This is a genomic window from Rhodococcus sp. PAMC28707, from assembly GCF_004795915.1.
In the GTDB taxonomy this organism is placed as follows: domain Bacteria; phylum Actinomycetota; class Actinomycetes; order Mycobacteriales; family Mycobacteriaceae; genus Rhodococcoides.
Genome location: NZ_CP039253.1, coordinates 2,752,048 through 2,778,986, shown reverse-complemented (window position 1 = coordinate 2,778,986; position 26,939 = coordinate 2,752,048). Strand labels below are relative to the sequence as shown.

The following is a 26,939-nucleotide window of genomic DNA, read 5'->3' as shown; positions in this document are numbered from 1 at the left end:
TTTAACACCATCGGTACGGATATACCAGCAGTCAGCGCGGCAGACCGAGAATCCTCTCGGCAGCGACGGTCAGCAGAATCTGTGAGGTACCGCCCGCAATCGACAAGCAGCGAGTCAGCAGCATCTCTTTCGCCAGTGGTCCCTCGATGACCCCTGCCTGACCTGAAACCTCCAACGCGAATTCCGCGAGATCCTGCCGGTGACGCACGCCGACGAGCTTGCGGACGGAGGATTCTGCGCCGGGATCCTGCCCACCGAGTCGCCGAAGCGTCGAGCGGAACTCGAGCAGGGAACCCACCAGCCCGTTCGCAACGAGCCCGCCCAGCGCATTCGCGACACCGGGATCGGTGCTGGACGACGTCGCCTCGACGACATCCTCGAGTGCTGAACCGAGCGTCGAGCCGCTGCTCATCGCAACCCGCTCGTTGGCGAGGGTGGTCCTGGCAAGCTTCCAGCCGCTGTTCAGATCTCCGACGAGGCAATCGTCCGGAACGAAGACGTCATCTAGGAATACCTCGTTGAACACGGCGTCACCGGTAATTTCCTTCAGCGGCTCGATACGAATACCGGGCGAGGTCATATCGAGGACGAAGTAGCTGATTCCCTTGTGCTTAGGGACGTCACGGTCGGTGCGGGCAAGGCAGATTCCCCAGTCGGCCTGCTGAGCGAGCGATGTCCAAATCTTGTGGCCCTTGAGCTTCCAGCCTCCATCGACTTTCGTCGCCGTGGTCCGCAATGCCGCCAGATCGGAGCCGGCCTCCGGCTCGCTGAACAGTTGGCACCAGCGAATGTCCCCATGCAGTGTCGGGCCCGCGAAACGCTCGATCTGCTCGGCGGTTCCGTGTTCGAGAATCGTCGGAACAGCCCACCAGCCGATGACCAGATCAGGAATCTCGAGACCTGCCGCAGCCATCTCCTCCGCGTAGAGAAGTTGCTCCGCTGCACTGGCGTCCCGGCCGTGAGGTTGCGGCCAATGCGCGGCAGCAAGCCCCGACTCGGCCAGCGTGCGGCGAGAATCCTCCGCCTCTGCCACCGCGCGTACCTCCGCGCGAACATCCTCACGTCGATTCTCGGCCTCACCGAGGTCGACGCTCAGATGGCGTCGAACGCCGGCGCGGGTCAGGTCCGTCACGCGCATCCGCCAACGAGACGTACCGCCGAGCAACTGCCGGATGGACAGGGCGCGCCGCAGATAGAAATGCGCGTCGTGCTCCCACGTGTATCCGACACCGCCGAGGATCTGGATCGCGTCCTTGGCGTTGTCCACTGCAGCATCGAGAGCGATCGAGGCAGCCACAGCGGCAGCCAGTGGGTGTTCCGCTGCCGCGGAGTCCACTGCCACCGCAGCGTCCCATGCGGCGGCGCGCGTCTTCTCCACCCGGCACAGCATTTCGGCGCACAGATGCTTGATCGCCTGGAAACTGCCGATCGGTGCACCGAACTGCTCGCGCATCTTGGCGTGCTCGACAGCGGTACGCAGCGCCCACCCGGCTACGCCTGCGGCATCCGCGGCAGCGAGAGTGGCCGCCAGATCGAGAACGTACGACGTCGAGACGTCGGAAAGGACCGAATCCGGATCCACGGCGACATCCTGCAGCGTCAGCCGGGCTACCGGAACACTGCGATCGACGCCGAGCAACGATTCGATCTTCAGACCCGGCGTCTCGATTCCGAGCATGCACCAGACCGTCTCGCCGTCGACCGCTGCGGGCAACAGCACGCCGACGCCGTCCGCCGCCCCGAAGGCGATGTCCACGGTGCCGTCGAGGACCAAAGTGTCGCCGTCGCGGCGAGCTGCGACCGGCGCCTCGGAGAGCACTACTGCGCAGGGAAGTCTGCCTTCACAGAGGTCGGCACCCCACCGCGTCGCTGCAGGGCCCCCGTTCCTGCCGACCACGAGAGCTGCCAGCGCCGTCGAGAGCAACGGGCCACCGACCAAAGCTGTCGACGTTTCCTCGAGCATCGCCGCGAGGTCCGCGACCGTGCCGCCGACGCCGCCCACAGACTCGGGAACGGCAACGGAGAAAACGCCCAGTTCAGCGAGTCCGCGCCAGTGCGAGCGCCACCCCGACTGCTCGTCGGCGCGTAATGTTCGCATGGGATCGGCAGTGGCGGCCCACGACCGAATCGACTGTTGGACGTCGCGCTGATCGTCGGTGGTGGCAATTGTCACAATACTGTTCCCTACTCTTCATGATGACTTTTTTGTCTAGAACGTGTTCTAATACGGTAGCTGGTTCAGAGTCAAGGTGCGAAGGACAACGTCGATGACCACATCTTCTCGGTCGCGATCGGTGAACAACGTCGACAAGAACAGGGGAACGGCCGTGAAAGAAACCAACACGGCTACACCGTTGCGTTCCGTCGGCGTCCTCACCGACGACGACCTGAGTTCCAACGCTCAACGCGAACGCCGGAAGCGAATACTCGATTCGACCTTGGCTCTCGCATCCAAAGGTGGTTACGAAGCCGTTCAGATGCGGGCCGTCGCAGAGCGTGCCGACGTCGCAGTCGGAACGCTGTATCGATACTTTCCGTCCAAGGTCCATCTGCTGGTTTCGGCTCTCTCCCGTGAATTCGAAAAGATCGACTCCCGTCGCAAGCTTCCTCCCGGCCAAACGCCGCAGGAGCGGATGCATCTCATTCTCGGGCAGATCACACGCGCGATGCAACGTGATCCTTTACTCACCGAAGCGATGACTCGCGCCTTCATGTTCGCGGACGCCTCCGCTGCTGCCGAGGTGGATCAGGTCGGCCGATTGATGGACCGACTGTTCGCCAAAGCGATGAGCGACGGCGATCCAACGGAACTGCAGCTCAGCATCGCTCGCGTCATCAGCGACGTCTGGCTGTCCAATCTCGTGGCGTGGTTGACCCGCCGTTCGTCTGCCACCGACGTCGCCGCTCGACTCGAACTGACCGTCGATCTGCTACTCGGAGACTCCGAGCCCCTCTACTGAGCGTGCGCGTCCGAGTGAGCCACATCGGCTCGCATCGCCTAGGTTCGTTCACGTGACTGCTTCGGATCTACCGGTTGAACTTCGCCGCGCTCTCATGGCCGTGGCCCGAACGCCTCGACTGCTCGTCGCCTCCGACTACGACGGGACGATGGCCCCCATCGTGTCCGATCCGTCGAAGGCGTTTCCGCATGCCGAGTCCGTGAGCGCTATGCGCGGGTTGGCGAGTCTTGCCGCAACGAAGGCTGCCGTCATCTCAGGTCGCGCCCTCCGCGATTTGGCCACACTGTCCAGGCTCCCCGCCGAGGTCCAACTCGTCGGCAGCCACGGCAGCGAATTCGACGTCGGATTCATCAATGCAATCGACGACACGGCCAAACGACTTCTGCAGGACATCGCCGAGGAGATGACCTCGATCGCCGCGCGATTCTCCGGCGTCACCGTCGAAACAAAGCCCGCGAGTGCTGCGCTACATGTCCGGAACGCCGACTCGGCCGATGCGGATGCCGCGCTGGTTGCCGTGCGCGAAGGCATCGCGCTACGCGAAGGCGTGCAGGTGACCGAGGGTAAGTCCGTCATCGAACTCGCTGTCATCGTCACCGACAAGGGCGACGCCCTCGATATCCTCCGGCATCAGGAGGGCGCGACAGCTGCGGTTTTCTTCGGCGACGATGTCACCGATGAGAAGGCCTTCACCCGCCTGCACGGCCCCGACGTCGGCGTCAAGATCGGCCCCGGTGACAGTCTCGCCGAGTTCCACATCGACAGCACCGAGCAGGTATCACTCGCACTGGCCTTCCTACTCGAAGAGCGTCGCCGGTGGCTCTCCGGTGCCGATGCTCCTCGCATCGAACGACTCACGATGCTCGCCAGCCCCAATGCCGTCGCGCTGGTGACTCCCGACGCGAACCTGACATGGCTCTGCCACCCCGAACCGGACTCGGCAGCGATTTTCGCGCACCTCCTCGGTGGCAACGAGGCCGGTCACTTCAGCATCGGCCCCAAGCGCACTGCCTTGCCGCTGAGCCAGCAGTACGTCGACGGCACCATGACCGTCCAGACCAAATGGTCGAGCCTGCAGGTCACCGACTACCTCCCGCACGACGTCGCAATCGGGCAGACCTCGCTCACGCGCGTCGTCACCGGCAAAGCCACCGCAATCGTGACGTTCGCACCGCGACCCGAATTCGGCAAAGTGTGGGTTCAGCTCGAACCCGAGGAGGACGGACTTCGAATCTCCGGCACCGCAGAGCCGATGGTCCTGCGCAGTCCCGGCGTGAAATGGAACGTCGTCTCCGATGGCGCGCAACAGACCGCGCATGCCGAGATCGACCCGACCGGTGGACCCGTCGTCCTCGAATTACGTTTGGGCTGCGAGGATCTCGGTCCCTCTGCGCTACCGGAACCGGAGCGCCGGGAACAGGCCGAGGCCTACTGGAAGGACTGGGTCGATGCCCTGAATCTGCCGCCACTCAAACCGGATTTGATGAAACGATCCGCCCTGACGCTCCGCGGACTCGTTCACGCCGACTCCGGCTCGATCATGGCGGCCGCGACCACGTCGCTACCCGAAGAGATCGGCGGCGTGCGCAACTGGGACTACCGCTACTGCTGGCTGCGCGATGCGGCACTCACCGCTTCCGCGCTGGTCAACCTCGGCTCGACGACCGAAGCCGAGGGATACCTCGGATGGATCCACGAGGTCCTGAAGTCCGTGCCTGGCCCCGAACGACTACATCCGCTGTACACGATCCGTGGTCTCGGTCTGCCGTCCGAGGCCGTCATCGACGAGCTTCCCGGATACGCCGGCTCGCGCCCGGTCCGCGTCGGCAACGCAGCCAACCAGCAAGTCCAACTCGATGTGTTCGGGCCGATCGTCGACCTCGTCTCTTCCCTCGCGCATGCCCGCCAGTCTCGGGGCCTGGCCGGGAAAGAGGCCTTGTCCGACGACGATTGGAGTCTGGTCCGCTCGATGGTCGAGGCTGTGGAGCGCCGATGGGACGAACCCGACCACGGTATCTGGGAGATCCGCGGGACACCCCGCCACCACGTGTACTCCAAGGTCATGGGCTGGATGACCATCGATCGGGCGCTCACCCTCGCCGCCTCGTTCGGTCGGGAAACCGAACCGAGCTGGGCCGGTCTGCGCGAGCAGATCCATGCCGAGGTCATCGACAAGGGTTGGAACGAAGAAGTCCGGTCCTTCACCGCAGCCTACGAAGGCACCGACCTCGATGCGGCGACCCTGCACATCGGGCTCTCCGGGCTGATCGATCCGTCCGACCCTCGGTTCGCGGCGACCGTGACGGCGACCGAAGCCGAACTGCGTAGCGGGTCGACCGTGTACCGCTACCACCACGACGACGGATTGCCCGGCGGCGAGGGTGGATTTCATCTGTGCGCGGCGTGGCTGGTCGAGGCATACCTGCTCATCGGGCAGCGATCAGAAGCCGAGGCCCTGTTCGCCCAACTCGTCAGTGCAGCCGGTCCGACCGGTCTGCTCAGTGAGGAATACGACCCCGTCGCCGAACGCTCACTGGGCAACCATCCCCAGGCCTACAGCCACCTCGGTCTGCTCAGGTGTGCGAGTTTGCTCAGCGCCTGAGTGGGCCCGCAATCGCTTTGCCCGCAATCGCTTGAGTGGTCCACTCATACGATCTGTCAGCATGAAGTGGCCATTCAAGCGGTCTAGGCGGGCGGTGGAGCCGCCGTACGGCCTTTGACCAATTCGGTCGGTAAGAACTCGGCCGCCATGATGCCCGACTGCGAGGTGGAGAGCAGGAGCGCACCTGCACGTCGCCCCTTCTCCTCGGCATCCTGACGAACGGTGGTGACGTTCTCGCGGATTGCATCTTCCACGCCGTCGAAGCCGGTAATGGTGAGCTGACCCGGAACGTCGATGCCTGCGACCTTCGCGAAGTTGAGTGCGCCGAGAGCGAGGACATCGGTGGTGCAGAGCAGTGCGGTGGCCTCACGGTTGGCTTGTAGCGCCTGAGCTGCAGCGGAGTGGCCGGAGCGGGTGGTGTGTTCGAATCGCTCCACGACGGTGAGCGATTCCGGATCGAGGCCGCTGTCCTTCATCGCGTCCTTCACCCCTGCTATCCGCTCCCGTTGGACATGGAAGTGGCTTCCAGCGAGCCGGGCGGGCGGTACGACGCCGTCGCGACGGTCGCGTCCGAGTCTCATACAGAGAACGGCGATGTGGCGGTGTCCGAGGGCGATGATCTGCTCGGCGATCATTTTCATCGCGGCACGATCGTCGATGGCTACGAGTGCGGCCTCCGGCACTCCGCGTGGTTGGTCGCAGATGACAATCGGTAGGTGCCGCTCGCGGACGGCCATCAAGTAAGGGTCGTCGTCGGCGACTGAATAGACGACGAAGCCGTCGACCCCTGCTTGTTGCACGACGGCGGCGGCCGCAGTCTCATCTCGATCGGGCCCTGCAGGAATGAGGAGCAGGCCTTGGCCTGCAGCTTCGCAGGATTCGGCGAGCCCGGCCAGGAACGCCATGGCGGCAGGGTCCCGGAAGGAGTAGCTGAGCGCCTCGGTAAGTACGAGGCCGACTGCGCCCGCCTTACGAGTGCGAAGCGAGCGAGCGAGCGGGTCCGGTCCTGCGTATCCGCGCCGTTTGGCTGCCATGAGAACGCGCTCGCGAAGTTCGGGTGAGAGCTGGTCGGGCCGGTTGTAGGCGTTCGACACTGTGGTGCGCGACACCTTCAGGTCGGCAGCGATGGAGGCCAATGTGGCGGGGCGGCGCGGCTCGCTCGACCTGGACATATGGGGACGTTAGCCGGAGAAGGGTGCTGCAGTGAAATTCGGCGACCGGGTACCCGATTCGATCGAGAACCGCCGAATCGCTAGAGTACAACGGTAACCATTTCCAACAAGGCGAATATTTCGCTTCCGTAAGCTTCCACTCAAGGGGTCACCAGTGCGACAATTCGCCCGCTCGACTACCGCTCTCGTAGGGCTCACCTGCGCCGCCGCACTGGCCATGACCGCATGCAGTTCGGAGACGAGCACATCCAACTCTTCGGCGCCTGCCACCGCGATCGACGGCCCGATCACAATCGTGGCCTCGACCAACGTGTGGGGCAGCGTCGCGCAATCCGTCGCGGGAGACCTCGCTTCGGTGGAATCGATCATCGCCGACCCGTCGGCGGATCCGCACTCCTACGAGGCCAGCGCCGGCGATGCCGCGAAGGTGGCCGAGGCGTCGCTCGTCGTATACAACGGTGGCGGATACGACGAGTTCATCGAGGACATCCTCGGCTCGGAGGGAAAGAACGTGCCTTCGGTCAACGCGTACGACCTCGTCGGTTCAGGCCATACACACGACGACGAAGAATCGACCCCGAACGGCTCCGAAAACTCCACGGACGGTCACGGCCATAACCACGGCGACGCCAACGAGCACGTCTGGTTCGACGCGGAGGTTGCCGCATCCACCGCGGAGTCGATCGCCGACAAGCTCGGCCGGCTCGACCCCGACAACGCCGCCCAGTACACCGCGAACGCCGAAACGTTCCATGATCAGGTCCATCGCATCACCGACGTGACGAACAAGATCGCCGTCGATCATGCCAATGCACCTGTCGCACAGACGGAACCGATCGCGCATTACCTGATCGAAGAGTCCGACCTCGACGATCGAACACCCGAGGACTTCAAGAACGCCATCGAAGCGGGCAACGACCCGTCGCCCGCGTCCATCGCGGCTACTCGCGACCTGTTGACGTCGAAGTCCGTCCGGGTCCTCGTCTACAACATCCAGACGCAGGACGCTGTCACCCAGGACATCCGCTCCACCGCCGAGGCCGCCGGAATCCCCGTCGTCGAGGTGACCGAGACGCTGCCCGAGGGCAAGACCTACATCGAGTGGCAGACGCAGGCAGCGGAGGATCTCGAATCTGCGCTGGCGTCGGCGTCCTGAGCATGACGACCCTGGAAACCGGGAGTGGAGCCCGCGGAACGACCCTGGAAACCAGGAGTGGAGCCCGCGGAACGACCCCGGAAACCGGGAGTGGAGCCCGCGGAGCGGCTGTATGGCCAGGGCTGGAAAGCTGTAGTTCATGCCTGCTGTAGAACTGCGCGATGCCGGACTGGCGTTCGGGGAGCGCACGTTGTGGCGGAACCTCGATCTCACGGTGGAGAGCGGTGAGTTCGTAGCTGTCCTCGGACCGAACGGTTCGGGTAAGACTTCGCTTCTGAAGGTGCTGCTCGGCCAGAACCATTTGACTTCGGGGACTGCTGCAATTGCGGGTGAGCCTGTCCGCAAAGGCCAGTCCGGTGTCGGTTACATCCCGCAGCAGCGCAGTATCGACGACGGCTTGCCGCTGCGTGGGCGTGATCTCGTCGGTCTCGGCTGGGACGGCCATCGTTGGGGGCTCGGTCTTCGCGGCATGCGTGAGCGCACACGTGTCGTGCAGCATGCGATCGACCAGGTCGACGCGAATGCTTTCGCTGGTGCGCCGGTCGGGACGATGTCGGGAGGCGAGCAGCAGCGTTTACGTATCGCCCAGGCGCTGGTCGGCAATCCGACGGTGTTGCTGTGCGACGAGCCTCTACTCAGCCTCGATTTGGCGAATCAAGGTCTCGTGTCCGGTCTCATCGATCGGCGACGGCGGGAGCACGACACGGCGGTGCTGTTCGTGACGCACGAGATCAATCCGATTCTGCCGTTGGTGGACCGCATCGTCTACATCGTCGACGGCAAGTTCCGTATCGGCGCACCTGCTGATGTCATGACGACCGAAGTGCTCTCGGAGTTGTACGGAACCGAGGTGGAAGTTCTGAAGGTGCGCGGGCGGCTCGTCGTCGTCGGCACCGGAGATTCCATCGACGCTCTCGGCTCTGCGGGTGCGCACCATCCACCGACCGAGGATCTCTGAATGAACGAGAAAGTGGTCGACGCCCTCTCCAAGATCTTCGACTTCAGTACGACGGCGAACTTGTTGAGCTACGACTTCGTACAGCAGGCACTCCTCGCGGCGGCCATTCTCGGTCTGCTCTCCGGTGCGCTCGGTCCGCTGATCGTCAGTAGACAGTGGGCGTTCGCGGTGCACGGTTCGAGTGAATTGTCGTTGACCGGCGCGTCGGCGGCTTTGCTCGTCGGTATCACCGTCGGGCTCGGAGCAATAATCGGCTCGGTCGTCGCCGCGGTGATGTTCGCCTTGCTCGGCTCCAAAGCTCGGGATCGCGACTCGGTGATCGGTGTCATCATGTCGTTCGGGCTTGGATTGTCGGTGTTGTTCATCTGGCTGTATCCGGGTAGAACCGGCACGAGCTTCTCGCTTCTGATCGGTCAGATCGTCGGCGTAGGGCAGAGCGGAATTCAGCTTCTGTTGGTGTGCGCGGTGTTGGTCCTCGTCGTGCTCGCGGTCGTCTACCGTCCACTGTTGTTCGCCAGCACCGACCCGGAGGTTGCGCTGGCACGCGGCGTCCCGGTCCGTGGGCTCGCCGTCGTGTTCGCAGTTCTGGTAGGAGTCGCGTGTGCGCTCGGCGTTCAGATCGTCGGGGCGCTGCTCGTGTTGTCGTTGCTCATCACGCCCGCGGCCGCTGCCGCGCGTGTGACTGCGAGCCCGCTGAAGGCGACGCTGTTGTCCATTCTGTTCGCCGAGATCGCCGCCGTGGGCGGCATTCTGCTCTCGCTCGCACCTGGTGTTCCCGTGTCGACATTCGTCACGACCATCTCGTTCGTCATTTACCTCATCTGCCGCGCGGTGGGGTCTCGCCGAAAGGCCGACTCCGGTCGCATCGTTGTCGCCTAGACTCGAAGCCGATGACGTCCATCGATATCAACTCAGACCTCGGCGAGAGCTTCGGAACGTGGAAGCTCGGTAACGACGATGCAATGCTGGCGGTGGTGACCAGTGCCAATATTGCATGTGGTTTCCATGCGGGTGACCCACAGACGATCCTGGCGACCTGCCGTGCTGCGGCCGACAGGGCGGTCCGTATCGGTGCTCAGGTCGGTTATCGCGACCTGGCCGGTTTCGGCCGACGCTTCATCGACATCGAACCTGCTGATCTGACTGCCGACGTGCTGTACCAGATGGGGGCCCTCGACGGGCTCAGCCAGGCAGCCGGTTCCGCCATCGCCTACGTCAAACCACACGGCGCGCTGTACAACGCCATCGTCACGCATCGGGACCAGGCGAAAGCTGTAGTCGACGCCGTCCTAATCTACGATCCGACGCTCCCCGTCCTCGGTTTGGCAGGCTCGGTGTTCCTCGAGGAGGCCGAGGCTGCCGGTTTGCGGACCGTGTCGGAGGCCTTCGCCGACCGTGCGTACACAACTGCTGGTGAGTTGGTGTCCCGGCGCGAGGCCGGCGCCGTCCTGTCCGATCCTGCGGTGGTCGCAGCGCGCATCCTCCAACTGGTTCGGGAGGGAACGGTGGAGTCGATCGACGGCAGCAGCGTCGCCGTCTCCGCGGAATCGGTGTGTGTGCACGGAGACTCTCCAGGCGCGGTCGACATCGCCATCGCAGTCCGAAAGATACTGTCCGACAACGGTATCGAGATCTCACCCTTCATCTGATGATCGTCCGAGATGCAGGTGAACATGCCGTACTGATCGAGTACGGCGACCTCCGCGAGACGATGGCCTTCTTCCGTTCACTGCACGCGACGGCCCCCGTCGACGTCGAGGACCTGGTCCCGGCCGCGCGGACAGTTCTGGTGCGATTCCGGGGTCAGAAAGAACGGATCGTGACGTGGATTCGTTCGGTCGAACCAGTGGCAGAGGACAGTGAAGCGAAGGCCGACGCGGTGACGATTGCGGTCAGCTACGACGGTCCGGATCTCGAAGATGTCGCCAGACACACCGGTCTGTCGACGCCGGAAGTCGTGGCAGCGCACACGGGTCGCATCTGGACCGTCGCATTCGGCGGGTTCGCACCTGGGTTCGGCTATCTCGTCGGCCCCGACGACCGCCTGCATGTTCCTCGACGCTTCGAACCTCGCACCTCGGTCCCTGCAGGTTCGGTCGGACTTGCCGGCGAGTTCTCCGGAATCTACCCACGCAGTTCTCCAGGTGGATGGCAGTTGATCGGGACCACCGATGCGGTCTTGTGGGACGAGGGCGGCTCGCCCCCTGCGCGGCTACAGCCCGGTACGAAGGTCAGGTTCCAGCAGTCGTGAAAGCCGTCGAGATACTACGTCCAGGGCCACTGTGCACCGTGCAGGATCGAGGCCGCCCCGGTCACGCGTCGATCGGCGTCGGAAGATCCGGCGCCGCCGACCTCCGCTCGCACGACGCTGCCAACAGGTTGGTGGGCAACACTGTCGACGCTGCAACACTCGAGGCAACGATGGGCGGCGTGCTGATTCGCATGCAGGGATCGGTCGCCGTAGCGGTCACCGGCGCTTCGGGCAGGATCACCGTCAACGGCATCGCCGGGGCGATGTACAACACGCTGTATCTGTCCGACGGAGACGAATTGTCAGTGGCCACACCGACTTCGGGACTCCGCAGCTATATCGCTGTACGCGGCGGATTCGACGTCGCCACGGTTCTCGGGAGCAGGTCCACCGACACTCTGTCGGGGCTGGGTCCGGCGCCACTGACGGAAGGTGACGTCCTCGCGATCGGTGATGCGCAGTCACATTGGCCTGCAACGGAATTGGCACCACCCCCGGACCGAACCGGGCACATCGAAGTGTCGGTGAACCTCGGTCCGCGCCAGGACTGGTTCACCTCCGAGGCACTCCATGTCCTGGCGAGCCAAATTTGGACCGCAACCAGCGAATCGAATCGCGTCGGGGTCAAGCTCGACGGTCGGACGCCGCTGGAACGAGCGTGGACCGACGAGCTACTCAGCGAGGGCATGGTTCCCGGCGCCCTCCAGGTTCCACCGAACGGCAAGCCCGTCCTCTTCCTCGCCGATCACCCGGTGACGGGCGGGTATCCCGTCATCGCCGTCGTTCGAGACACCGATCTTCCATCGATCGGACAACTGCGGCCCGGGGACTCGATACGGTTCCGAGTGCACCAGCCCCGATGGGGCGTCCCGTCCTACCGACGACGCTGACGTGCGATGTCGGCCAACACAACGCCCGCTGCCACCGAAGCGTTCAGCGATTCGACCGGACCTGCCATCGGGATGGACAGAATCGAATCACAGGTTTCGCGAACCAGACGCGAGAGACCCTTGCCTTCGGATCCGACAACCACAGCCAGTGGGCCGGTGCCGTCGAATTCGTCGAGCGTGGTGTCGCCCTCGGCGTCGAGACCGATGATGGTGACACCCTTGGACTGCCAATCCTTCAACGTCCGGGTCAGGTTGGTGGCGCGGGCAACCTGGAGTCGCGCCGCAGCACCTGCGCTGGTGCGCCAGGCGACGGCCGAGACACTGGCGCTACGCCGCTGCGGGATGACGACGCCGTGTCCACCGAACGCCGCCACCGAGCGCACAACCGCACCGAGGTTCCGAGGGTCGGTGATGTTGTCGAGAGCGACCAGAAGTGCCGGTTCCTGGTGCGAGCGAGCCGTACTGATCAAGTCATCCGGGTGGGCGTATCGATACGGCGGAACCTGCAAAGCGAGACCCTGATGCAGACCGTTCGCGCTCAGCTTGTCGAGATCCGAACGTGGAACCTCGAGAATGGAGATACCGGCGTCGGCTGCGCGCTGGACGCTTTCCTTCAGCCGCTCGTCACTGTCGGTGCCGACGGCAACCCACAGGGCCGTCGCCGGAACTCCCGCGCGAAGGCACTCAACGACGGGGTTGCGACCCAGCACGACCTCTGGACCGTCGTCGTTCTTCCGAGTCGGGACCCGAGTGCTGCGACCACGACTGTCGCCACGGTTCTGAGCGGACTTCTCCGCCATCTTGGCGCGACGTGAAGCTGGATGCTTGGTGCGCTCCTCAGCGGGCGGCGTGGCGCCGCGGCCTTCGAGACCTCGGCGCCGATTTCCGCCGGAGCCCGCGACCTGACCTTTCTTGGTGCCGGTCTTGCGTATCGCGCCGCGCCTACTTGAATTGCCTGCCATCACTGCCCTGCTTCGTCGTTACTGCGTGTTGCCCCGACGGACCATTCCGGCCCGTTGGGGGTATCTGTCACGTCTATGCCTGCCTTGGCGAGGCGATCTCGAATCGCGTCCGCGGCCGGCCAGTCCTTGTCCACCTTGGCTTGTGCTCGACGCTGCAACTCTGCGTCGACAAGCACTCCCAGGGCCCCTTCGAGTGCGTCGGTGTCGCCGGATCCGCCAGCCCAGTGCGGATCCAGCGGATCCACACCCAGAATCGAGAGCATCGCACGCACCTGCCCGGCATGCTCGACGGCGGATTCGAGGTCTCCGCCTTCGAGCGCGCTGTTGCCCGCCCGCACCGTCGCGTGTAGCTCGGCGAGCGCCTTGGGGACTCCCAGGTCGTCGTCCAGCGCGGCGGCGAAGCCGTCGGTCCAGGTGCCGAGTGGTACATCTCCCGCTCGCTCGACCGTACGTTTGACGAATCCTTCGATTCCTCGATAGGTCACCGCTGCCGTCTGCAGCGCATTGTCGGAGTATTCGAGCATCGAACGGTAGTGCGCGCCACCGAGGTAATACCTCAGTTCCTGCGGTCGCACGTGCTGGAGAACATTGGGGACCGACAGAACGTTGCCGAGCGATTTCGACATCTTCTCGCCGCCCATCGTGACCCAGCCGTTGTGCAACCAGTATCGACTGAACCCGTCGCCGGCCGCTTTGCTCTGCGCACGCTCGTTCTCGTGGTGCGGGAACACCAGATCGAGACCACCGCAATGAATATCGAAGTCGGGCCCGAGGTATGCCTCGGCCATGGCCGAGCACTCGAGGTGCCATCCGGGGCGTCCACGTCCCCATGGTGTCGGCCACGACGGCTCGCCGGGCTTCGCTGCTTTCCACAGCGTGAAGTCTCGGGGATCACGCTTACCCTCGGCGACGCTCTCGCCCTGATGTACGTCGTCGAGTTTGTGCCCGGACAGCGCCCCATAACTCGGGAAGCTCACCACGTCGAAGTACACGTCACCGGCGGAGGCGTATGCGTGCCCGGATGCGATCAATCTGTCGATCAACTCCACCATCTGGGTGATGTGTCCGGTTGCTCGCGGCTCGACCGACGGCGGTAGCACCCCGAGTTGGTCGTAGGCCCACGCGAAGGATCGCTCGAACGTCGCGGCCCACTCCCACCACGGCCGTCCAGCGTCGCGCGCCTTGTTCAAAATTTTGTCGTCGATGTCGGTGACATTGCGGACGAAAGCGACGTCGACCTCGTGGGCGAGGAGCCACCTGCGAAGGACGTCGAACGCGACACCGCTACGAACGTGGCCGATATGAGGCTCACCTTGGACCGTCGCCCCACACAGGTACACCGACGCATGGCCAGGGACCAAGGGGATGAATTCCCGCAAGGCCCTCGTCTCGGTGTCGTAAAGGTGAAGGGTCACGACTCGCCATGCTACCGGGGGATTTACTCACTCATGACAAGTGCCGTCGCGACGGCGGCAATTCCTTCGCCTCGTCCCGTCAATCCCAATCCGTCGGTGGTGGTCGCAGACACCGAAACGGGGGCTCCGAGAATCGCTGACAATCTCTCCTGCGCCTCCACGCGGCGCGGCCCGATCTTCGGTCGATTTCCGATGATCTGGACTGCGGCGTTACCGATACCGAAGCCGTGTTCGGCAAGAAGGCGACGCACCTCGGTCAGCATTGCTGCACCGCTGACGCCGTCCCACTCGGGTCGCCCCGTCCCGAAAACCGAGCCGAGATCACCGAGACCTGCTGCGGACAGCAGCGCATCACACAGCGCGTGGGCGGCGACGTCACCGTCCGAGTGGCCTTCGAGCCCGTCACCGTCCTCGAACAGCAGGCCTGCGAGCCAACACGGCCGCCCGACCTGGATCGGGTGCACGTCTGTTCCGATGCCGACTCTCATGCAGTCTCCTGTGCGGTGATCGCCTCTGCGAGCAAAAGGTCGTGTGGAGTGGTGATCTTGAATGCGAGCAATTCACCGGTGATCGTGTGCACTGTCTCACCGAGACGCTCCACCAGGCCTGCGTCGTCGGTCGCGGAGTCCGTGGATTCGGCGTAGGCGCGGATCAACAGGTCGGCACGAAATCCCTGTGGGGTCTGAATTGCTCGGAGTGAGCTCCGATCGGGGGTCCCGACCACGGCGCCCATGAGATCGACCGACTTGACGGTGTCGGTTACCGGTACTGCGGGCACGACGGCACCACGTCCAGCGCGCACCGCGGCGACCACCCGTGCAACCAGGGTGGGCGGAGTCAGCGCGCGCGCCGCATCGTGAACCAGCACGATGGCTGCGTCTCCGGCGACCGCGAGACCGCAACGCACCGAATCGGTACGTTCATGTGCCCCTTCGACCACCGTGACGGTAGGTCCGAGGAGCTCACACGTGTGCTCGACCAGATCGGCCGGCACGATCACAACAATTCGGTCGACGGCGCCTGACGCTGTCAGACCGTCGACCGAATGTTGCAGAAGGGTTTTACCCTTCAAAGTCACATACGCTTTCGGCATTCCTTGTCGGAGCCGAACGCCCTGGCCCGCCGCCGGTACGAGCGCGACGACCGGGCCAGCATGCACACTGGTCACACCTAGGAGGCTGCGGCCAGAACTTCGTCGAGAATGATGTCGGCCTTGGCCTCATCCGTTCCCTCGGCGAGCGCAAGCTCTCCGACCAGAATCTGACGCGCCTTGGCCAGCATGCGCTTCTCGCCTGCAGACAGGCCGCGATCCTGCTCACGACGCCAGAGATCACGAACAACCTCGGCAACCTTGTTGACGTCACCGGAAGCGAGCTTCTCGAGGTTCGCCTTGTAGCGTCGAGACCAGTTGGTGGGCTCTTCCGTGTGCGGTGCCCGAAGCACCTGGAAGACCTTGTCCAGACCTTCTTGACCTACGACGTCACGAACACCGACATACTCGGCATTGTCCGCAGGAACTCGAACAGTGAGATCACCTTGCGCAACTTTGAGAACCAGGTACTCTCTCGGTTCACCCTTGATGGTGCGGGTTTCTATCGCTTCGATTAACGCCGCTCCGTGATGGGGGTAAACGACGGTCTCTCCGACCTTGAAAATCATGTGTCCCGTGCCCCTTTCGATTTTGCCAGTTTACCACGCGCTCAGATCAACGGCGCAGGTCAGGGGCACAACGCAGTCTTTTCAGGGGTTGACAGCCGCCGGTTAACGTGTATCCGCAGCCCCCCAGGTAGGTATTCCGACGTCCTCCGTCAAGGTGGTCCAAGTAACAGCAATCGCCGGTCAACACGCCGGTCGGAGCCCGATACCGCACGTTCCGGACGCCCCAGAGGTCTACCCTCGAAAGCTGACTACTACTCTGCCTAGTGGACCTGGAGCTACCGGCCCAGGCTCGGCAAAGGCACTGGCCCGGAACCGCATCGGCACCCCCGACACACCGGCACAACTGGAGGACGACCCGTGACTGTGTTCAACGCTGCGACCACGCACCGAAAGACCCGCCTGTGGGCAACCGCTCTCGCGGCAGGCGCAGCACTGACTCTGACTGCCTGCGGCTCCGGCCAAATTTCACAGACCGCCCAGCAGGTCTCGGCTGTCAACGGAAACTTCGCCGATGTCGGCGACATCTCACTGCGCAATGTGCATGTGGTGTACCCGCAGACCGAGGAGTACTCGATCAAGCCAGGCGGCAAAGTCGAACTCGGCTTCATCGCCGTCAACAACAGCACCACGACCCCCGATCGCCTCACACGGATCTCCACGACAGCGGCGTCCTCGGTGACGGTCGGCAAGGAGCCTGGCGGAACCGAGATTGCACCGTCGACCGCCCTCGGCGCCGGAGCCCCCGCGGGCACCGAGCTCGATGAGGAGCTGATCCCATTGCAGCAGATCGTCGTCGAGCTCAACAGTATCGGCGAGGAAGTTCGCCCAGGCCTCACGGTTCCTGTCACGTTCACGTTCGAGAAAGCCGGTGACGTCGAGGTTCTCGTCCCCGTCGATGCAGGCCAGGTTCTTCCGCGCGACGTCTCGACGAAGTCGCCCATCGAAGCCGAGGCACACAGCGCCGAGAACAGCGTCGTGGGGACTCAGGTCGAGGAAGGCGCCGACGGCAACAACTGACGTTTCTGTCGGTACCGTCCTCTAGCCTTCTCCGCGTGGCCAAACTGAAGACGAACTACCGATGTTCGGCCTGCAGACACTCCGTGGCCAAATGGGTAGGCCGATGCCCGGACTGCGGTAGCTGGGGATCGATGGACGAGGCGCCCGTGCTGACTCCGGTTGCGAGCAGACCGGGCGCATCCGGTCTCGGCGCCGGCAACACCAGGTCGTCGACCACCGCAATGATCCCGACTTCGCCCGCGACGGCACTTACGCAGGTCAGTAGCAGTACTGCACAGGCAAATTCGACCGGTATCCCGGAGTTCGACCGCGTACTCGGCGGGGGGCTCGTCCCTGGTTCCGTAGTACTCCTCGCCGGTGAGCCCGGGGTGGGCAAGTCGACGCTGCTCCTCGAGGTGGTGCACCGCTGGGCCCGCACCGGCGAAGACCGGCGCGCGCTCTACGTCACGGGCGAAGAATCCGCCGGACAAGTTCGGTTGCGTGCAGACCGGACGGGCGCGGTCCACGAACGCGTCTTCCTCGCCGCAGAATCCGATCTTGCGACGGTGTTCGGCCACGTGGAGCAGGTCGCACCGAGTCTGCTGATCGTCGATTCGGTCCAGACGATGCTTGCCGCGGACGTCGACGGAGTCATCGGCGGTGTCACCCAGGTCCGCGCGATCACCAGTGCACTCACGTCCCTGGCGAAAACGACCGGCATCGCGGTCCTCCTGATCGGTCACGTCACCAAGGACGGGGCCGTCGCGGGTCCCCGTTCACTCGAGCACCTGGTCGACGTAGTTCTCCACTTCGAAGGCGACAAGCACTCCACTCTCCGCATGATCCGCGGAGTCAAGAATCGCTTCGGTGCTTCCGACGAAGTTGGGTGCTTCGAACTACGAGATACCGGCATCGAGGGCATCACCGATCCGTCGGGCCTGTTCCTGCATCACCGCACCGATGCGGTGCCCGGCACGGCAGTGACTGTCACCATGGACGGTAAGCGTCCGTTGCTCGCCGAAGTGCAGGCACTCGTCGTCGATACGCACATGCCTTCCCCACGCCGAGCGGTCAGCGGCCTCGACCATGCCCGAGTAGCCATGATTCTGGCCGTCCTGGAGCGACGCTGCGGGGTGAAAGTGGCCCGGAGCGAGGTGTATGCCGCAACGATCGGCGGGATGCGTACCAGCGAACCTGCTGTCGACCTGGCGCTCGCGGTGGCAGTGGCGTCTGCCGTGACGGATCGTCCGATACCCACAGGGGTGGTCATCCTCGGTGAGGTCGGGTTGGCGGGAGAAGTCCGTCGGGTCTCAGGGCTGGGTCGACGCTTGGCCGAAGCGGCACGGCTCGGTTTCACCCACGCCATCACCCCCGAACACGACGACACCGTGCCGAAGGGAATCGAGGTACGCACCGTCACCAATCTTGGCGAGGCACTCGATTACGCACATATGCGGACGGTTTGATCAACTCCAGTAACCTCTAGCTGCGAGACTGTGAGACACCACTGTTGTAGAAGTAGTGCCGATGCAGCCGAAAAGCCGTTGTGGAAGCAAATGCTGGGACGAGGGGACGAACGTGGACGAGAACGCACGCGATGCCAGTGCATCCCCGGCGCTACGTGAAACCATCGCCCGGTTGGCACCGGGCACGGCCCTGCGCGACGGGCTGGAACGAATACTTCGAGGCCGTACCGGCGGTCTCATAGTCCTCGGTTACGACGACGAAGTCGAGAAGATCTGCGACGGCGGATTCGAACTCGATGTCGAGTTCGCGCCTACCAGGCTGCGTGAACTCTCCAAGATGGACGGCGCCGTCGTGCTGTCCACGGACGGCAAACGAATCGTCCGCTCCAACGTGCAGCTTGTGCCGGATCACAAGATTCCTACAGTCGAATCAGGAACGCGGCACCGCGCTGCCGAACGTACCGCCATGGAGACCGGATATCCGGTCGTCTCGGTAAGCCAGTCGATGAGCATCGTCAGCGTCTACGTAGCCGGAGTTCGACATGTCATCGAAGGCTCGGCGACCATCCTCTCGCGTGCAAATCAGGCCGTAGCCACGCTCGAGCGCTACAAGCAGCGTCTCGACGACAACACCCGTCAGCTCTCGGTCGTGGAAATCGAGGACTTCGTCACCCTGCGTGACGCACTCACGGTCGCTCAGCGTTTGGAGATGGTTCGCCGGGTCTCGGTCGAAATCGAACAGAACGTCCTCGAACTCGGCACCGACGGTAGGCAGCTGGCGCTGCAGCTCGAGGAACTACTGGGCGACAACGACGTCGACCGTCAGCTCATCGTTCGTGACTACCTTGCCGGTCCTGAACCGTCGACGACGGCAGCCGTGGAGAAGGCGTTGGCTGCTCTCGACAAATTGACCGATGTCGATCTACTCGACCTCACCACGCTCGCACGCGCATTCGGCTACCCGGCGACCATAGAAGCACTGGACACTCCGATGAGCCCACGTGGATACCGCGTCCTCACCCGGGTACCGCGGCTGCAGTTCAGCCAGATCCATCGACTCGTCGTCTCGTTCGGCACGCTGCAGGGGCTTCTTGCAGCTACAGCGGCAGACCTACAGTCGGTCGACGGCATCGGCGGACTGTGGGCGCGCCATATTCGTGAAGGGCTTTCACGTCTGGCGGAGTCGTCCATCGCGGGCCCGTTCGACTGATCGGACCCGCATGCACCGGCCGGATCAGGTCATGTTGAATGGCTCGGGAGAGCTACGCAGCTCACCGAGTTGAGCGATCACCTTGTACGAGCCGACGCCGACAGGTATCCGCTCCTCTCCACAGCCGGGAACCGAATTGGTACCGGACCACTTGACGGTGAACCCTGCCTGCTCGCCGGGCTTGAACGTCCGCAGGTCGGATTGCGCGTCGGGAAAGCAATCGGTGTTGGACCAGATCCGCAGATCGTCGAGCGTGTACACGAGCGCCTGCTGCAGGCCTGCACCCACGTCGCGCTGGCACTCGAGGGAACTGATGTTGGTGATGACGACGGTGAAGCCGGGCTCTTCGCCGACCTTGTACGACGCTTTGTCCGGCGTCGCCTTGATGGCGAGGCTTTGATCCGAGCACTGGTTGCTCGGGACGGCAGCTGCCCCGGCCGGCTTGGAGGCCGTCGTGGACGCTCCACTGCTCGTAGACCTGCCACTTCCGGAACCACCGGATGCGGACCCACCGGATGCCGATGCGCCGGATCCAGCACCCGAACCTGCCGAGGATGCACCCGATTCCTTGGCTGCGGCGGAGGCACTCGGCGTTGCGTCCGGACCCGGAGACGTCACGACACCTGCCGGCTCTGCCTGCGGCGGCTCTTCGTTGCTACCACTGAGCGAGGAGATGAACCACACGATCAAACCGAGCACCACGACAGCCGCACCGATGGCGAGTGCGCGACGACGCCAATAGATTTCGGGAGGCAACGGCCCACTTGGTTCCAACACAGACCAACCGTATGCGTTACGCAGCTACGATTCTCTGAAGCGCCTGCGGCGTGTCGCCTTGTAGGTCACGAAGAAACCGTCTGATCGACGAACAAGCTCAGGGAAGCTCGCCGATATCACCGATTACCCCGCGCAAGCGAGCGTTGCCTTCGGACAACTGATAGGTCAGGCCGACGATGGCAACTTCCCCGGCGTCGACCTTCTCCGCGATGATCCGCGACCGCTGCATCAACAGATTGCCGGTCTCCTCGACGTGCCTTGCCTCGAAATCGTCGACGTTGGAGTAGCCGTCACGGCGGGCTGACAGCACGGACGGGGTGACGCGTTCGACGAGGTCACGAATGTAGCCGCCGGGGATGTCACCGGTGTCCAACGCGTCGAGAGTTGCTTTGACTGCCCCGCAGCCATCGTGGCCGAGCACGACGATGAGCGGCACATCGAGAATCGCCACACCGTATTCGATCGAGCCGAGGACGGAGGAATCGATGACGTGGCCTGCGGTTCGGACGACGAACATGTCGCCGAGGCCCTGGTCGAAGATGATCTCGGCGGCGACCCGGGAGTCCGCGCAACCGAAGAGCACGGCGCGTGGGTGCTGCTCCTCGGCGAGACGGGCACGGTCCTCGATACCCTGGCTCGGGTGCAGAGATTCGCCTGCGATGAACCGCTGGTTACCCTCTCGAAGAGACTTCCAGGCGGTTATCGGATTCGTCGAAGGCATAGGCACCATTGTGCACCGATCCCGCTGTTACCGGCGAGTCGGATACCGAAGAACCCGAGGAGACAAGCGTGCCGATCAGTCCAGTTGCACTTCTCGGGTGGTTCGACACCGAGGAGCGCGACCTGCCGTGGCGACGGCCAGGTGTCAGCGCTTGGCAGATTCTGATGAGCGAAATCATGCTGCAGCAGACGCCTGTATCCCGCGTTGCTCCGATCTGGGAAGAGTGGGTCGCACGGTGGCCCGTCCCGTCGGCGATGGCGGCATCTTCGCAAGCCGATGTCCTGCGCGCATGGGGCAAGTTGGGCTATCCGCGTCGGGCGTTGCGTTTACATCAGTGCGCGGGAGTGTTGACCACCGAGCACGGCGACGCCGTGCCGCAGGACGTCGAGACGCTGCTGTCGTTGCCGGGCATCGGTGCGTACACGGCTCGCGCTGTCGCATGCTTCGCGTACGGCCGGCGAGTCCCCGTCGTCGACACCAATGTTCGACGCGTCGTCGCTCGGGCAGTGCACGGCGCTGCGGAACCGGGCAACCCGTCGACGACACGGGATCTCGCCGACGTCGAGGCGTTGCTTCCCGCGGGGAACGCGCGCGCGGCCAGGTATTCGGCAGCACTGATGGAATTGGGCGCGTTGATCTGCACCGCCAAGAATCCTGCCTGCCTGCTGTGCCCGTTACCCGAGTGCTCGTGGATCGAAGCGGGCCGCCCTGCATACACCGGGCCCGCCAAGAAAGTGCAGAAGTTCGCGGGCACCGACCGGCAGGTCCGCGGGAAACTGATGTCGGTTCTACGTGAAACCGACGGTCCGGTGGATCGGGCTCGGTTGGACGTCGTGTGGCTCAGCGATCCCGGGCAACGCGATCGCGCCTTGGACTCCCTGCTCGTGGACGGCCTGATCGAGCAGACGGCGGCTGGGCTTTTCGCTCTGGCTGGTGATGCGGGGTCCCCGACCGGTCTCGGATAGCCGGTGACCCGTATGTCAGCGCAAGAAGTCGATGAGCACTTCGTTGACCTTCTCGGGACGCTCGAGGTAGCCGAAGTGTCCGGTGTCCGGGATCTCCTCGTACCGAGCGTCCGGAATCGCCTGCGCGACTTCGCGGCTCAGATGGACGGGGATGAGCCGGTCGTCGGCGAATCCCACCACGAGGGTCTTGGCTGCAATCGTGCGATATGCGGTGAGTCGTTCGGATCCGGCACGCATTTCGAGGCCGATCTGCGCTCGCTTACCCGCCGATCTGCTGCCGCCGGAGAACTCCATGACGGCGAGCCAGTCACCGATCGCCGCCTCGTCGCGCAGGGTTTTCGGTGCAAAATTGTTCATTGCGGTGATTGCCGCGCGGTAGGTCGCCGGGAGTGTGATGCTCGCGTCGTACAGATCTTTTTCGCCCTGGGCCATTGCCTTCTGCATCGTCGAGGAACGGCCGTACGTCGCCATCATGACTGCGTGCGAGACGAGGTCCGGCCGCGCCAACGCGAGTTCCTGGGTGACACGCGCGCCCATCGACGTTCCGACGACTCGTGCCGGTGCTGCGCCCACGTGCTCGATCAACGCGGCGGTGTCAGCCACCAGATCGTCGAGCACCATGCCGGCGCCGCACTCCGACGACGGCGCTATCCCTCGGTTGTCGAACGTGAGGACCTGAAAGCCTGCCTTCACCAGTGCCGGCACCTGGTGCGTCTGCCATACCCGCCCCGGGCTCCCCGATCCCATCACCAAAACGACGAGCGGGCCGGTACCTTTGACGTCGAAGTTGATATCGATTCCATTGAGCTTCACCAGGGACATTCGCGTCATCGTAGTTGTCGGAGGAACACTTCCACAGCTGCGCGGTAGAGCTCGGGCTGCTCATCGTGCACGAGATGCGCCGCCCCTGGAATCAGTACGTAGCTCGACTTGGCGTTCCTCTCGTGCATCCGACGCATTTGCCCCGGAGGTGTGATTCCGGACGCACCCTCGATCAGCAACGACGGAGCGGTGACGGATTCCCATTCGTTCCAGAAGTGCCTCGTACCCCACTCCTGCGAGATTGCCTCGAACGTCGATACGTCACCGTGGAGATACCAGCCGTCGTCTCGACGCTGGAAGGAATCCAGAAAGTACTGCCCTGCGACGTCACCGAAGAACTCACGTACCGCCGATTCGGTCACGAACGGCTGTGGCCACCGACGAATGAGTGCAGCCCAATCATCGGCCGTGCGCCCGCGGAAGTCCGGTGCGATGTCCTCGACGACCAATCCTGCCACCAGATCGGGTCTCGCCGCCGCGAGACACCAGCCGTGCAGCGAACCCATCGAATGTCCGATGACGACACATTCCCCGATTTGCTCCACATGAGCGGTCAGGTCCTCGACGAACGCCTCGGTATCGATCCCGCGCGGAGTGGGCCTGCCGTGCCCCGGCGCGTCGTAGGTGTAGACGTGGCCGAACGCACGCAGCCACGGCACTTGGCGTCGCCACGTTCGCGCGCTACCCATCAACCCGTGCAACAGCAAGATCGGTCGCCCGTCCCCACCCTCGTCGTGCAGCATCGTCACGACTGTAGCTTTCCGTGCGACCGAGTAGCCTCTCGGTCATGGCTGTCGTGAAGATAAATGCAATCGAAGTTCCCGAGGGTGCAGGCGCGGAATTGGAGAAGCGTTTCGCGGCCCGCGCGGGCGCTGTCGAAGGTTCGCCAGGTTTTCTCGGCTTCCAACTTCTGCGCCCGGTCAAGGGTGAAACCCGCTACTTCGTGGTGACGCAATGGGAGAGCGAGGAGGCATTCCAGGCGTGGTCGGCGGGCCCATCCAGGGCAGCGCATTCGGGCGAGCGCGCCAAGCCCGTCGCCTCTGGAGCATCGTTACTCGAATTCGAAGTAGTCCTGGACGTCGCAGCCAAGTCCTGACGTCCCGTCGGAGTGCCCGTTGTCGGTAATAGTTCCTGCGACGCGGTGCCACCGAGCTCGCGTTCGATGCGAGCGATCGATTCCGCTAATTCTTCGGCCGGCACCGGGCGTCCGATATGGAAGCCCTGCGCGCCGTCACACCCGAGTGCGCGAAGTCGATTCAACGTGTCCTCGTCCTCGACCCCCTCCGACACCACGCTCATTCCGAGACTGCGTGCCAGGTCGATCGTCGACCGCACGATCGAGGCGTTGATGGGCTGGCTGTTCATCGCCGTCACGAACGACTTGTCGATCTTCAGAGTCTGAACGGGCAGCGAACGTAAATATGCGAGCGAGCTGTATCCGGTCCCGTAGTCGTCGATTGCAATGGTCACACCCAGATCGCGCAGCGCGACAAGGGAATCGACCGACCGACGTGTATCGGTCATTGCCGAGGTCTCCGTCACTTCGAATTCCACGGCAGCCGGAGGCAGATCGTGACGCTGGAGTGCCCGTTCAACCTGCCCGACGAGCGTGGGGTCGATCAAATTCCGGACCGAGAGATTGATCGCGACCCGAATGTTGGATCCGTTGCGGCGCAGTGCACTACAGCATGCCAGTGCATCCTCGAGGACATAGGCGGTGATTGCGGGCAGCATGCCGGTGCGCTCGGCATCTGGAAGAAACGACGAGGGGGCGATCAAACCCTCTCGTGGATGCTGCCAACGAATGAGCGCTTCGACGCCGGTCACCGATCCGGATCCGAGATCGAGACAGGGTTGAAAGAAGACTGTGAGCTGGCGTTCGCTCAGCGCTGTCTTCAATTCCCCCAGCAAACGCATCTGCTCATGGCGATCGCAGTCCATGGAGGGTGCGTACACCGATAGTCGAGTGTGCTCGTGCTTGGCCGACGTCAATGCCACGTGCGCATGTTGCAACAATCCTTGGGCGTCGACACCGGGTTGATCGGCGGACAAGGCCATTCCGACCGTGGCCTCGAGCGCGACGTTGATATCGGTGACGAACATGGTGCGATTCACCGCACGTTGAAAGTGCTCGGCGCACCGAGACGGCGACAGCTCCATCGAGTCTGCGGGGACGGATACGACGAACTGATCGCCACCCAATCTTCCGACGACCGCATCCACGACGGCTGCCGAGACCAATCGGTCCCCGATCTCCCGCAGCACCCGATCGCCGACGGCATAGCCGAACGTCTCGTTGACGTGGGCGAACCTGTCGATGTCCACGACCATCACCACAATCCCCGCCTCGCCTGCGGACTGAATCGACAGGTCGAGGAGCTCACCGAGGTGGGTGCGATTCGCAAGCCCGGTGACGGGATCGGATATGGCCGCACGGGTCAGCGCGGCAGCCTGCCTGCAGAGCACCCGCAGGAAACACGCTATCCGGGCCGCCGCAAGCGCAATGATCACCATCGTGGAGCCGAGTACAACCCAACCCCACTCGGCCGCTGGAAGCCCGCGCGCCAATTGCACTGCCATCACCGTGGGAGCCATCAGTATCGCCAACCCCAACCCGACCAGGCGGGTGCGATCGAGCACGAAGTGCGATTTGGGACCCTGACGGGGTTTCCATGCACGAGAAGGCGGATACAAGGCCACCGATCCGGCGAGGACGAACCCAGCGAGCCAGCAGGCCTGCACGACGGCCGAGTCGCGCACCTCGACGCTGACGGCGACACGCGAAATCCAGGTACCCGCGAAGAAGAAAAGGAACGCGCAAGCAGCCAGTGCGAACGGTGCCTTCCGTGCCCTTTTCGAGAGCAGCAGAATCACCATCAGCGATACGAGAAAACCGTCGGCTCCGGCGTAGACGATGGCCTGCCAGTGATTGACGAACGAAGTCATGTCCAGACTTGTTTCCACTCGCGCCGAGATGACAACTATCCATGTCGCCAGTGCGACACCGATGGCGACGATCGCTCCCTCTAGGACGTCCTCCACCCGGAACGCTCGCGCGTTGCCCACCCGAAACAGCAGTAGCCCGACGATGAGCGCCAGATGGCCACCGACCCAAAGAACATCTGCCCAGGACATCATCATCGTGTGACGCGGGTTGCCGACGAGATTGCCCAAACCCCACGCAAGCAGGCCTACAACCCACAGTGTCCAGCTGACGCCGTTCACCGACCGATTCATCCGGGCGCCGAAGACGACGAAGGCCAATGCCACCGCCATCAGCACGCCATTGGCGATCGAGCGCGGAAGGCCCGCGGGCAGTAGGAGGTACAACCCCGTGCCCGACAACCCCACCAGCAGAAACCACGACCAGCGCATTCTTTTCAGAGCGTCCCCTTGTCCACCGACTACAGCCGTGCCCGACACCGAGTAGAAACGGTCCAACAATGGACATTCGGAGCGAGCACCTCAGCGGATTGGTTGGATCTCATCTTTGGTGGAGCCCGATGGAAATCAGGATTCGAGCGCAGCATCCAACGTGATGTCGACCCCGGTCAGTGCCTTGCTCACCGGACAGGTTTCCTTCGCGGCCTGCGCAGCCTTCGCGAAACCATCGGCATCGAGACCGTCGACTTCGGCTCGGACGGTGAGCTTGATCCCGGTGAGCTTGAAGCCCGGCGTATCCGGTCCGAGCGAGACCTCCGCAGTCACGTCGAGGCTCTGCGGAGTACCGCCCGCCTCGGCGATCACGGCCGACAGTTGCATCGCATAACAAGCCGAATGCGCTGCAGCTATGAGCTCCTCCGGACTCGTCGTGCCATCGGCGTTTTCAGCCGCGCGCTTGGGGAAGGACACGTCGAATGTCGCAGCACCCGAACTGGTCAACTCGACCTGACCCGACCCTTTCTCCAAGGTTCCGTTCCAGGCCGTGCGTGAAGTGCGTGTAGGCATCGCTTTTCG

Annotated in this window: 25 protein-coding genes and 1 pseudogene; 13 read left to right on the top strand and 13 right to left on the bottom strand. The window is 63.7% G+C overall.

Features of this window, described 5'->3' with window-relative positions:
* Window positions 1-31: 31 nt before the first annotated feature.
* Window positions 32-2,173, bottom strand: a complete 2,142-nt coding sequence (locus E5720_RS12580) for an acyl-CoA dehydrogenase (RefSeq protein WP_136170929.1) — start codon at window positions 2,171-2,173, stop codon at window positions 32-34.
* Window positions 2,174-2,267: 94 nt separating this feature from the next.
* Here E5720_RS12580 and kstR point away from each other — a divergent pair, with 94 nt between their 5' ends.
* Window positions 2,268-2,960: a cholesterol catabolism transcriptional regulator KstR gene (kstR, locus tag E5720_RS12575; protein ID WP_247595943.1), complete on the top strand. Its 693-nt coding sequence runs from the start codon at window positions 2,268-2,270 to the stop codon at window positions 2,958-2,960.
* A gap of 52 nt (window positions 2,961-3,012) precedes the next feature.
* On the top strand, window positions 3,013-5,562 hold the full coding sequence (gene otsB, locus E5720_RS12570) for a trehalose-phosphatase (protein WP_136170928.1): 2,550 nt from the start codon (window positions 3,013-3,015) through the stop codon (window positions 5,560-5,562).
* An 83-nt stretch (window positions 5,563-5,645) separates the two neighbouring features.
* Here the strand turns inward: otsB and E5720_RS12565 are convergent, their stop codons facing one another.
* Window positions 5,646-6,734, bottom strand: coding sequence for a LacI family DNA-binding transcriptional regulator (locus tag E5720_RS12565; protein WP_168708345.1), 1,089 nt, complete (start codon window positions 6,732-6,734; stop codon window positions 5,646-5,648).
* Between the two features lie 217 nt (window positions 6,735-6,951).
* Between E5720_RS12565 and E5720_RS12560 the strand changes: the two genes are divergently transcribed.
* From E5720_RS12560 to E5720_RS12530, 6 genes are all read left to right on the top strand, one after another.
* On the top strand, window positions 6,952-7,890 hold the full coding sequence (locus tag E5720_RS12560) for a zinc ABC transporter substrate-binding protein (RefSeq protein ID WP_136172655.1): 939 nt from the start codon (window positions 6,952-6,954) through the stop codon (window positions 7,888-7,890).
* Between the two features lie 139 nt (window positions 7,891-8,029).
* Window positions 8,030-8,848: a metal ABC transporter ATP-binding protein gene (locus E5720_RS12550; protein WP_136170927.1), complete on the top strand. Its 819-nt coding sequence runs from the start codon at window positions 8,030-8,032 to the stop codon at window positions 8,846-8,848.
* On the top strand, window positions 8,849-9,727 hold the full coding sequence (locus tag E5720_RS12545; RefSeq protein ID WP_136170926.1) for a metal ABC transporter permease: 879 nt from the start codon (window positions 8,849-8,851) through the stop codon (window positions 9,725-9,727).
* Between the two features lie 11 nt (window positions 9,728-9,738).
* On the top strand, window positions 9,739-10,497 hold the full coding sequence (locus E5720_RS12540) for a 5-oxoprolinase subunit PxpA (protein ID WP_136170925.1): 759 nt from the start codon (window positions 9,739-9,741) through the stop codon (window positions 10,495-10,497).
* A complete protein-coding gene (locus E5720_RS12535) occupies window positions 10,497-11,099 on the top strand; it encodes an allophanate hydrolase subunit 1 (RefSeq protein ID WP_136170924.1) in 603 nt (200 codons plus the stop codon). Before E5720_RS12540 ends, E5720_RS12535 begins: the two co-directional genes overlap by 1 nt.
* Window positions 11,096-11,989 (top strand): biotin-dependent carboxyltransferase family protein, encoded by an 894-nt coding sequence (locus tag E5720_RS12530; RefSeq protein ID WP_136170923.1) that lies wholly within the window; start codon window positions 11,096-11,098, stop codon window positions 11,987-11,989. Before E5720_RS12535 ends, E5720_RS12530 begins: the two co-directional genes overlap by 4 nt.
* Here E5720_RS12530 and rlmB read toward each other — a convergent pair.
* The 5 genes from rlmB to E5720_RS12505 all read right to left on the bottom strand — a co-directional run bounded on the left by rlmB (window position 11,974) and on the right by E5720_RS12505 (window position 16,025).
* Window positions 11,974-12,951 carry a 23S rRNA (guanosine(2251)-2'-O)-methyltransferase RlmB gene (gene rlmB, locus E5720_RS12525; RefSeq protein WP_136170922.1) on the bottom strand — a complete coding sequence of 326 codons (978 nt, stop codon included), beginning with the start codon at window positions 12,949-12,951 and terminating at the stop codon, window positions 11,974-11,976. The genes E5720_RS12530 and rlmB overlap by 16 nt on opposite strands.
* Window positions 12,951-14,366 (bottom strand): cysteine--tRNA ligase, encoded by a 1,416-nt coding sequence (gene cysS / locus E5720_RS12520; RefSeq protein WP_136170921.1) that lies wholly within the window; start codon window positions 14,364-14,366, stop codon window positions 12,951-12,953. The genes rlmB and cysS overlap by 1 nt, the downstream gene beginning before the upstream one ends.
* 23 nt (window positions 14,367-14,389) lie before the next feature.
* Window positions 14,390-14,854 carry a 2-C-methyl-D-erythritol 2,4-cyclodiphosphate synthase gene (ispF, locus tag E5720_RS12515; RefSeq protein WP_136170920.1) on the bottom strand — a complete coding sequence of 155 codons (465 nt, stop codon included), beginning with the start codon at window positions 14,852-14,854 and terminating at the stop codon, window positions 14,390-14,392.
* Window positions 14,851-15,459, bottom strand: coding sequence for a 2-C-methyl-D-erythritol 4-phosphate cytidylyltransferase (gene ispD, locus E5720_RS12510; protein WP_247596325.1), 609 nt, complete (start codon window positions 15,457-15,459; stop codon window positions 14,851-14,853). Before ispD ends, ispF begins: the two co-directional genes overlap by 4 nt.
* Before the next feature lie 77 nt (window positions 15,460-15,536).
* The gene (locus E5720_RS12505) at window positions 15,537-16,025 is read right to left on the bottom strand and encodes a CarD family transcriptional regulator (protein ID WP_084345496.1); all 489 of its coding nucleotides are present in this window, start codon (window positions 16,023-16,025) and stop codon (window positions 15,537-15,539) included.
* Between the two features lie 357 nt (window positions 16,026-16,382).
* On the opposite strand from E5720_RS12505, the gene E5720_RS12500 reads away from it, so the two are divergent.
* The 3 genes from E5720_RS12500 (at window position 16,383) to disA (ending at window position 19,697) form a co-directional block, all read left to right on the top strand.
* Window positions 16,383-17,042 (top strand): copper chaperone PCu(A)C, encoded by a 660-nt coding sequence (locus E5720_RS12500; RefSeq protein WP_247595942.1) that lies wholly within the window; start codon window positions 16,383-16,385, stop codon window positions 17,040-17,042.
* A gap of 35 nt (window positions 17,043-17,077) precedes the next feature.
* Window positions 17,078-18,487, top strand: coding sequence for a DNA repair protein RadA (radA, locus tag E5720_RS12495; protein ID WP_136170918.1), 1,410 nt, complete (start codon window positions 17,078-17,080; stop codon window positions 18,485-18,487).
* A gap of 112 nt (window positions 18,488-18,599) precedes the next feature.
* Entirely contained in the window at window positions 18,600-19,697 is a 1,098-nt protein-coding gene (disA, locus tag E5720_RS12490; RefSeq protein WP_136170917.1) for a DNA integrity scanning diadenylate cyclase DisA, read from the top strand.
* Window positions 19,698-19,721: 24 nt separating this feature from the next.
* On the opposite strand, the gene E5720_RS12485 is transcribed toward disA, so the two are convergent.
* Together E5720_RS12485 and E5720_RS12480 are read right to left on the bottom strand one after the other, a co-directional pair.
* Window positions 19,722-20,474 (bottom strand): hypothetical protein, encoded by a 753-nt coding sequence (locus tag E5720_RS12485; RefSeq protein ID WP_136170916.1) that lies wholly within the window; start codon window positions 20,472-20,474, stop codon window positions 19,722-19,724.
* A gap of 97 nt (window positions 20,475-20,571) precedes the next feature.
* Complete coding sequence (locus tag E5720_RS12480; RefSeq protein ID WP_136170915.1) at window positions 20,572-21,195, bottom strand: carbonic anhydrase; 624 nt, start codon at window positions 21,193-21,195, stop codon at window positions 20,572-20,574.
* 68 nt (window positions 21,196-21,263) lie between these two features.
* Here E5720_RS12480 and E5720_RS12475 point away from each other — a divergent pair, with 68 nt between their 5' ends.
* On the top strand, window positions 21,264-22,160 hold the full coding sequence (locus tag E5720_RS12475) for an A/G-specific adenine glycosylase (RefSeq protein WP_136170914.1): 897 nt from the start codon (window positions 21,264-21,266) through the stop codon (window positions 22,158-22,160).
* Window positions 22,161-22,175: 15 nt separating this feature from the next.
* Here E5720_RS12475 and E5720_RS12470 read toward each other — a convergent pair whose 3' ends face one another.
* Window positions 22,176-22,982, bottom strand: coding sequence for an alpha/beta hydrolase (locus E5720_RS12470; protein WP_136170913.1), 807 nt, complete (start codon window positions 22,980-22,982; stop codon window positions 22,176-22,178).
* Window positions 22,983-22,987: 5 nt separating this feature from the next.
* On the bottom strand, window positions 22,988-23,725 hold the full coding sequence (locus E5720_RS12465; protein WP_136170912.1) for an alpha/beta hydrolase: 738 nt from the start codon (window positions 23,723-23,725) through the stop codon (window positions 22,988-22,990).
* 44 nt (window positions 23,726-23,769) lie between these two features.
* Between E5720_RS12465 and mhuD the strand changes: the two genes are divergently transcribed.
* A complete protein-coding gene (gene mhuD, locus E5720_RS12460; protein WP_136170911.1) occupies window positions 23,770-24,078 on the top strand; it encodes a mycobilin-forming heme oxygenase MhuD in 309 nt (102 codons plus the stop codon).
* A 164-nt stretch (window positions 24,079-24,242) separates the two neighbouring features.
* On the opposite strand, the pseudogene E5720_RS22035 reads toward mhuD, so the two are convergent.
* Both E5720_RS22035 and E5720_RS12450 read right to left on the bottom strand, forming a co-directional pair.
* Window positions 24,243-25,496: pseudogene (locus E5720_RS22035) on the bottom strand (bifunctional diguanylate cyclase/phosphodiesterase); the annotation flags it as partial.
* 996 nt (window positions 25,497-26,492) lie between these two features.
* A complete protein-coding gene (locus E5720_RS12450; RefSeq protein ID WP_084345513.1) occupies window positions 26,493-26,930 on the bottom strand; it encodes an OsmC family protein in 438 nt (145 codons plus the stop codon).
* Between the last annotated feature and the right edge of the window lie 9 nt (window positions 26,931-26,939).

What these genes read in the sequence shown, in the direction of transcription:
- ispD (WP_247596325.1), bottom strand. Translation starts at nt 15,459, where the DNA reads ATGCCGAAAGCGTATGTGACTTTGAAGGGTAAAACCCTTCTGCAACAT.
- E5720_RS12465 (WP_136170912.1), bottom strand. Translation starts at nt 23,725, where the DNA reads ATGCTGCACGACGAGGGTGGGGACGGGCGACCGATCTTGCTGTTGCAC.
- E5720_RS12565 (WP_168708345.1), bottom strand. Translation starts at nt 6,734, where the DNA reads ATGTCCAGGTCGAGCGAGCCGCGCCGCCCCGCCACATTGGCCTCCATC.
- E5720_RS12535 (WP_136170924.1), top strand. Translation starts at nt 10,497, where the DNA reads ATGATCGTCCGAGATGCAGGTGAACATGCCGTACTGATCGAGTACGGC.
- E5720_RS12505 (WP_084345496.1), bottom strand. Translation starts at nt 16,025, where the DNA reads ATGATTTTCAAGGTCGGAGAGACCGTCGTTTACCCCCATCACGGAGCG.
- kstR (WP_247595943.1), top strand. Translation starts at nt 2,268, where the DNA reads ATGACCACATCTTCTCGGTCGCGATCGGTGAACAACGTCGACAAGAAC.
- E5720_RS12545 (WP_136170926.1), top strand. Translation starts at nt 8,849, where the DNA reads ATGAACGAGAAAGTGGTCGACGCCCTCTCCAAGATCTTCGACTTCAGT.
- E5720_RS12480 (WP_136170915.1), bottom strand. Translation starts at nt 21,195, where the DNA reads ATGCCTTCGACGAATCCGATAACCGCCTGGAAGTCTCTTCGAGAGGGT.
- mhuD (WP_136170911.1), top strand. Translation starts at nt 23,770, where the DNA reads ATGGCTGTCGTGAAGATAAATGCAATCGAAGTTCCCGAGGGTGCAGGC.
- E5720_RS12550 (WP_136170927.1), top strand. Translation starts at nt 8,030, where the DNA reads ATGCCTGCTGTAGAACTGCGCGATGCCGGACTGGCGTTCGGGGAGCGC.
- E5720_RS12540 (WP_136170925.1), top strand. Translation starts at nt 9,739, where the DNA reads ATGACGTCCATCGATATCAACTCAGACCTCGGCGAGAGCTTCGGAACG.
- ispF (WP_136170920.1), bottom strand. Translation starts at nt 14,854, where the DNA reads ATGAGAGTCGGCATCGGAACAGACGTGCACCCGATCCAGGTCGGGCGG.
- E5720_RS12470 (WP_136170913.1), bottom strand. Translation starts at nt 22,982, where the DNA reads ATGTCCCTGGTGAAGCTCAATGGAATCGATATCAACTTCGACGTCAAA.
- E5720_RS12560 (WP_136172655.1), top strand. Translation starts at nt 6,952, where the DNA reads ATGACCGCATGCAGTTCGGAGACGAGCACATCCAACTCTTCGGCGCCT.
- E5720_RS12450 (WP_084345513.1), bottom strand. Translation starts at nt 26,930, where the DNA reads ATGCCTACACGCACTTCACGCACGGCCTGGAACGGAACCTTGGAGAAA.
- rlmB (WP_136170922.1), bottom strand. Translation starts at nt 12,951, where the DNA reads ATGGCAGGCAATTCAAGTAGGCGCGGCGCGATACGCAAGACCGGCACC.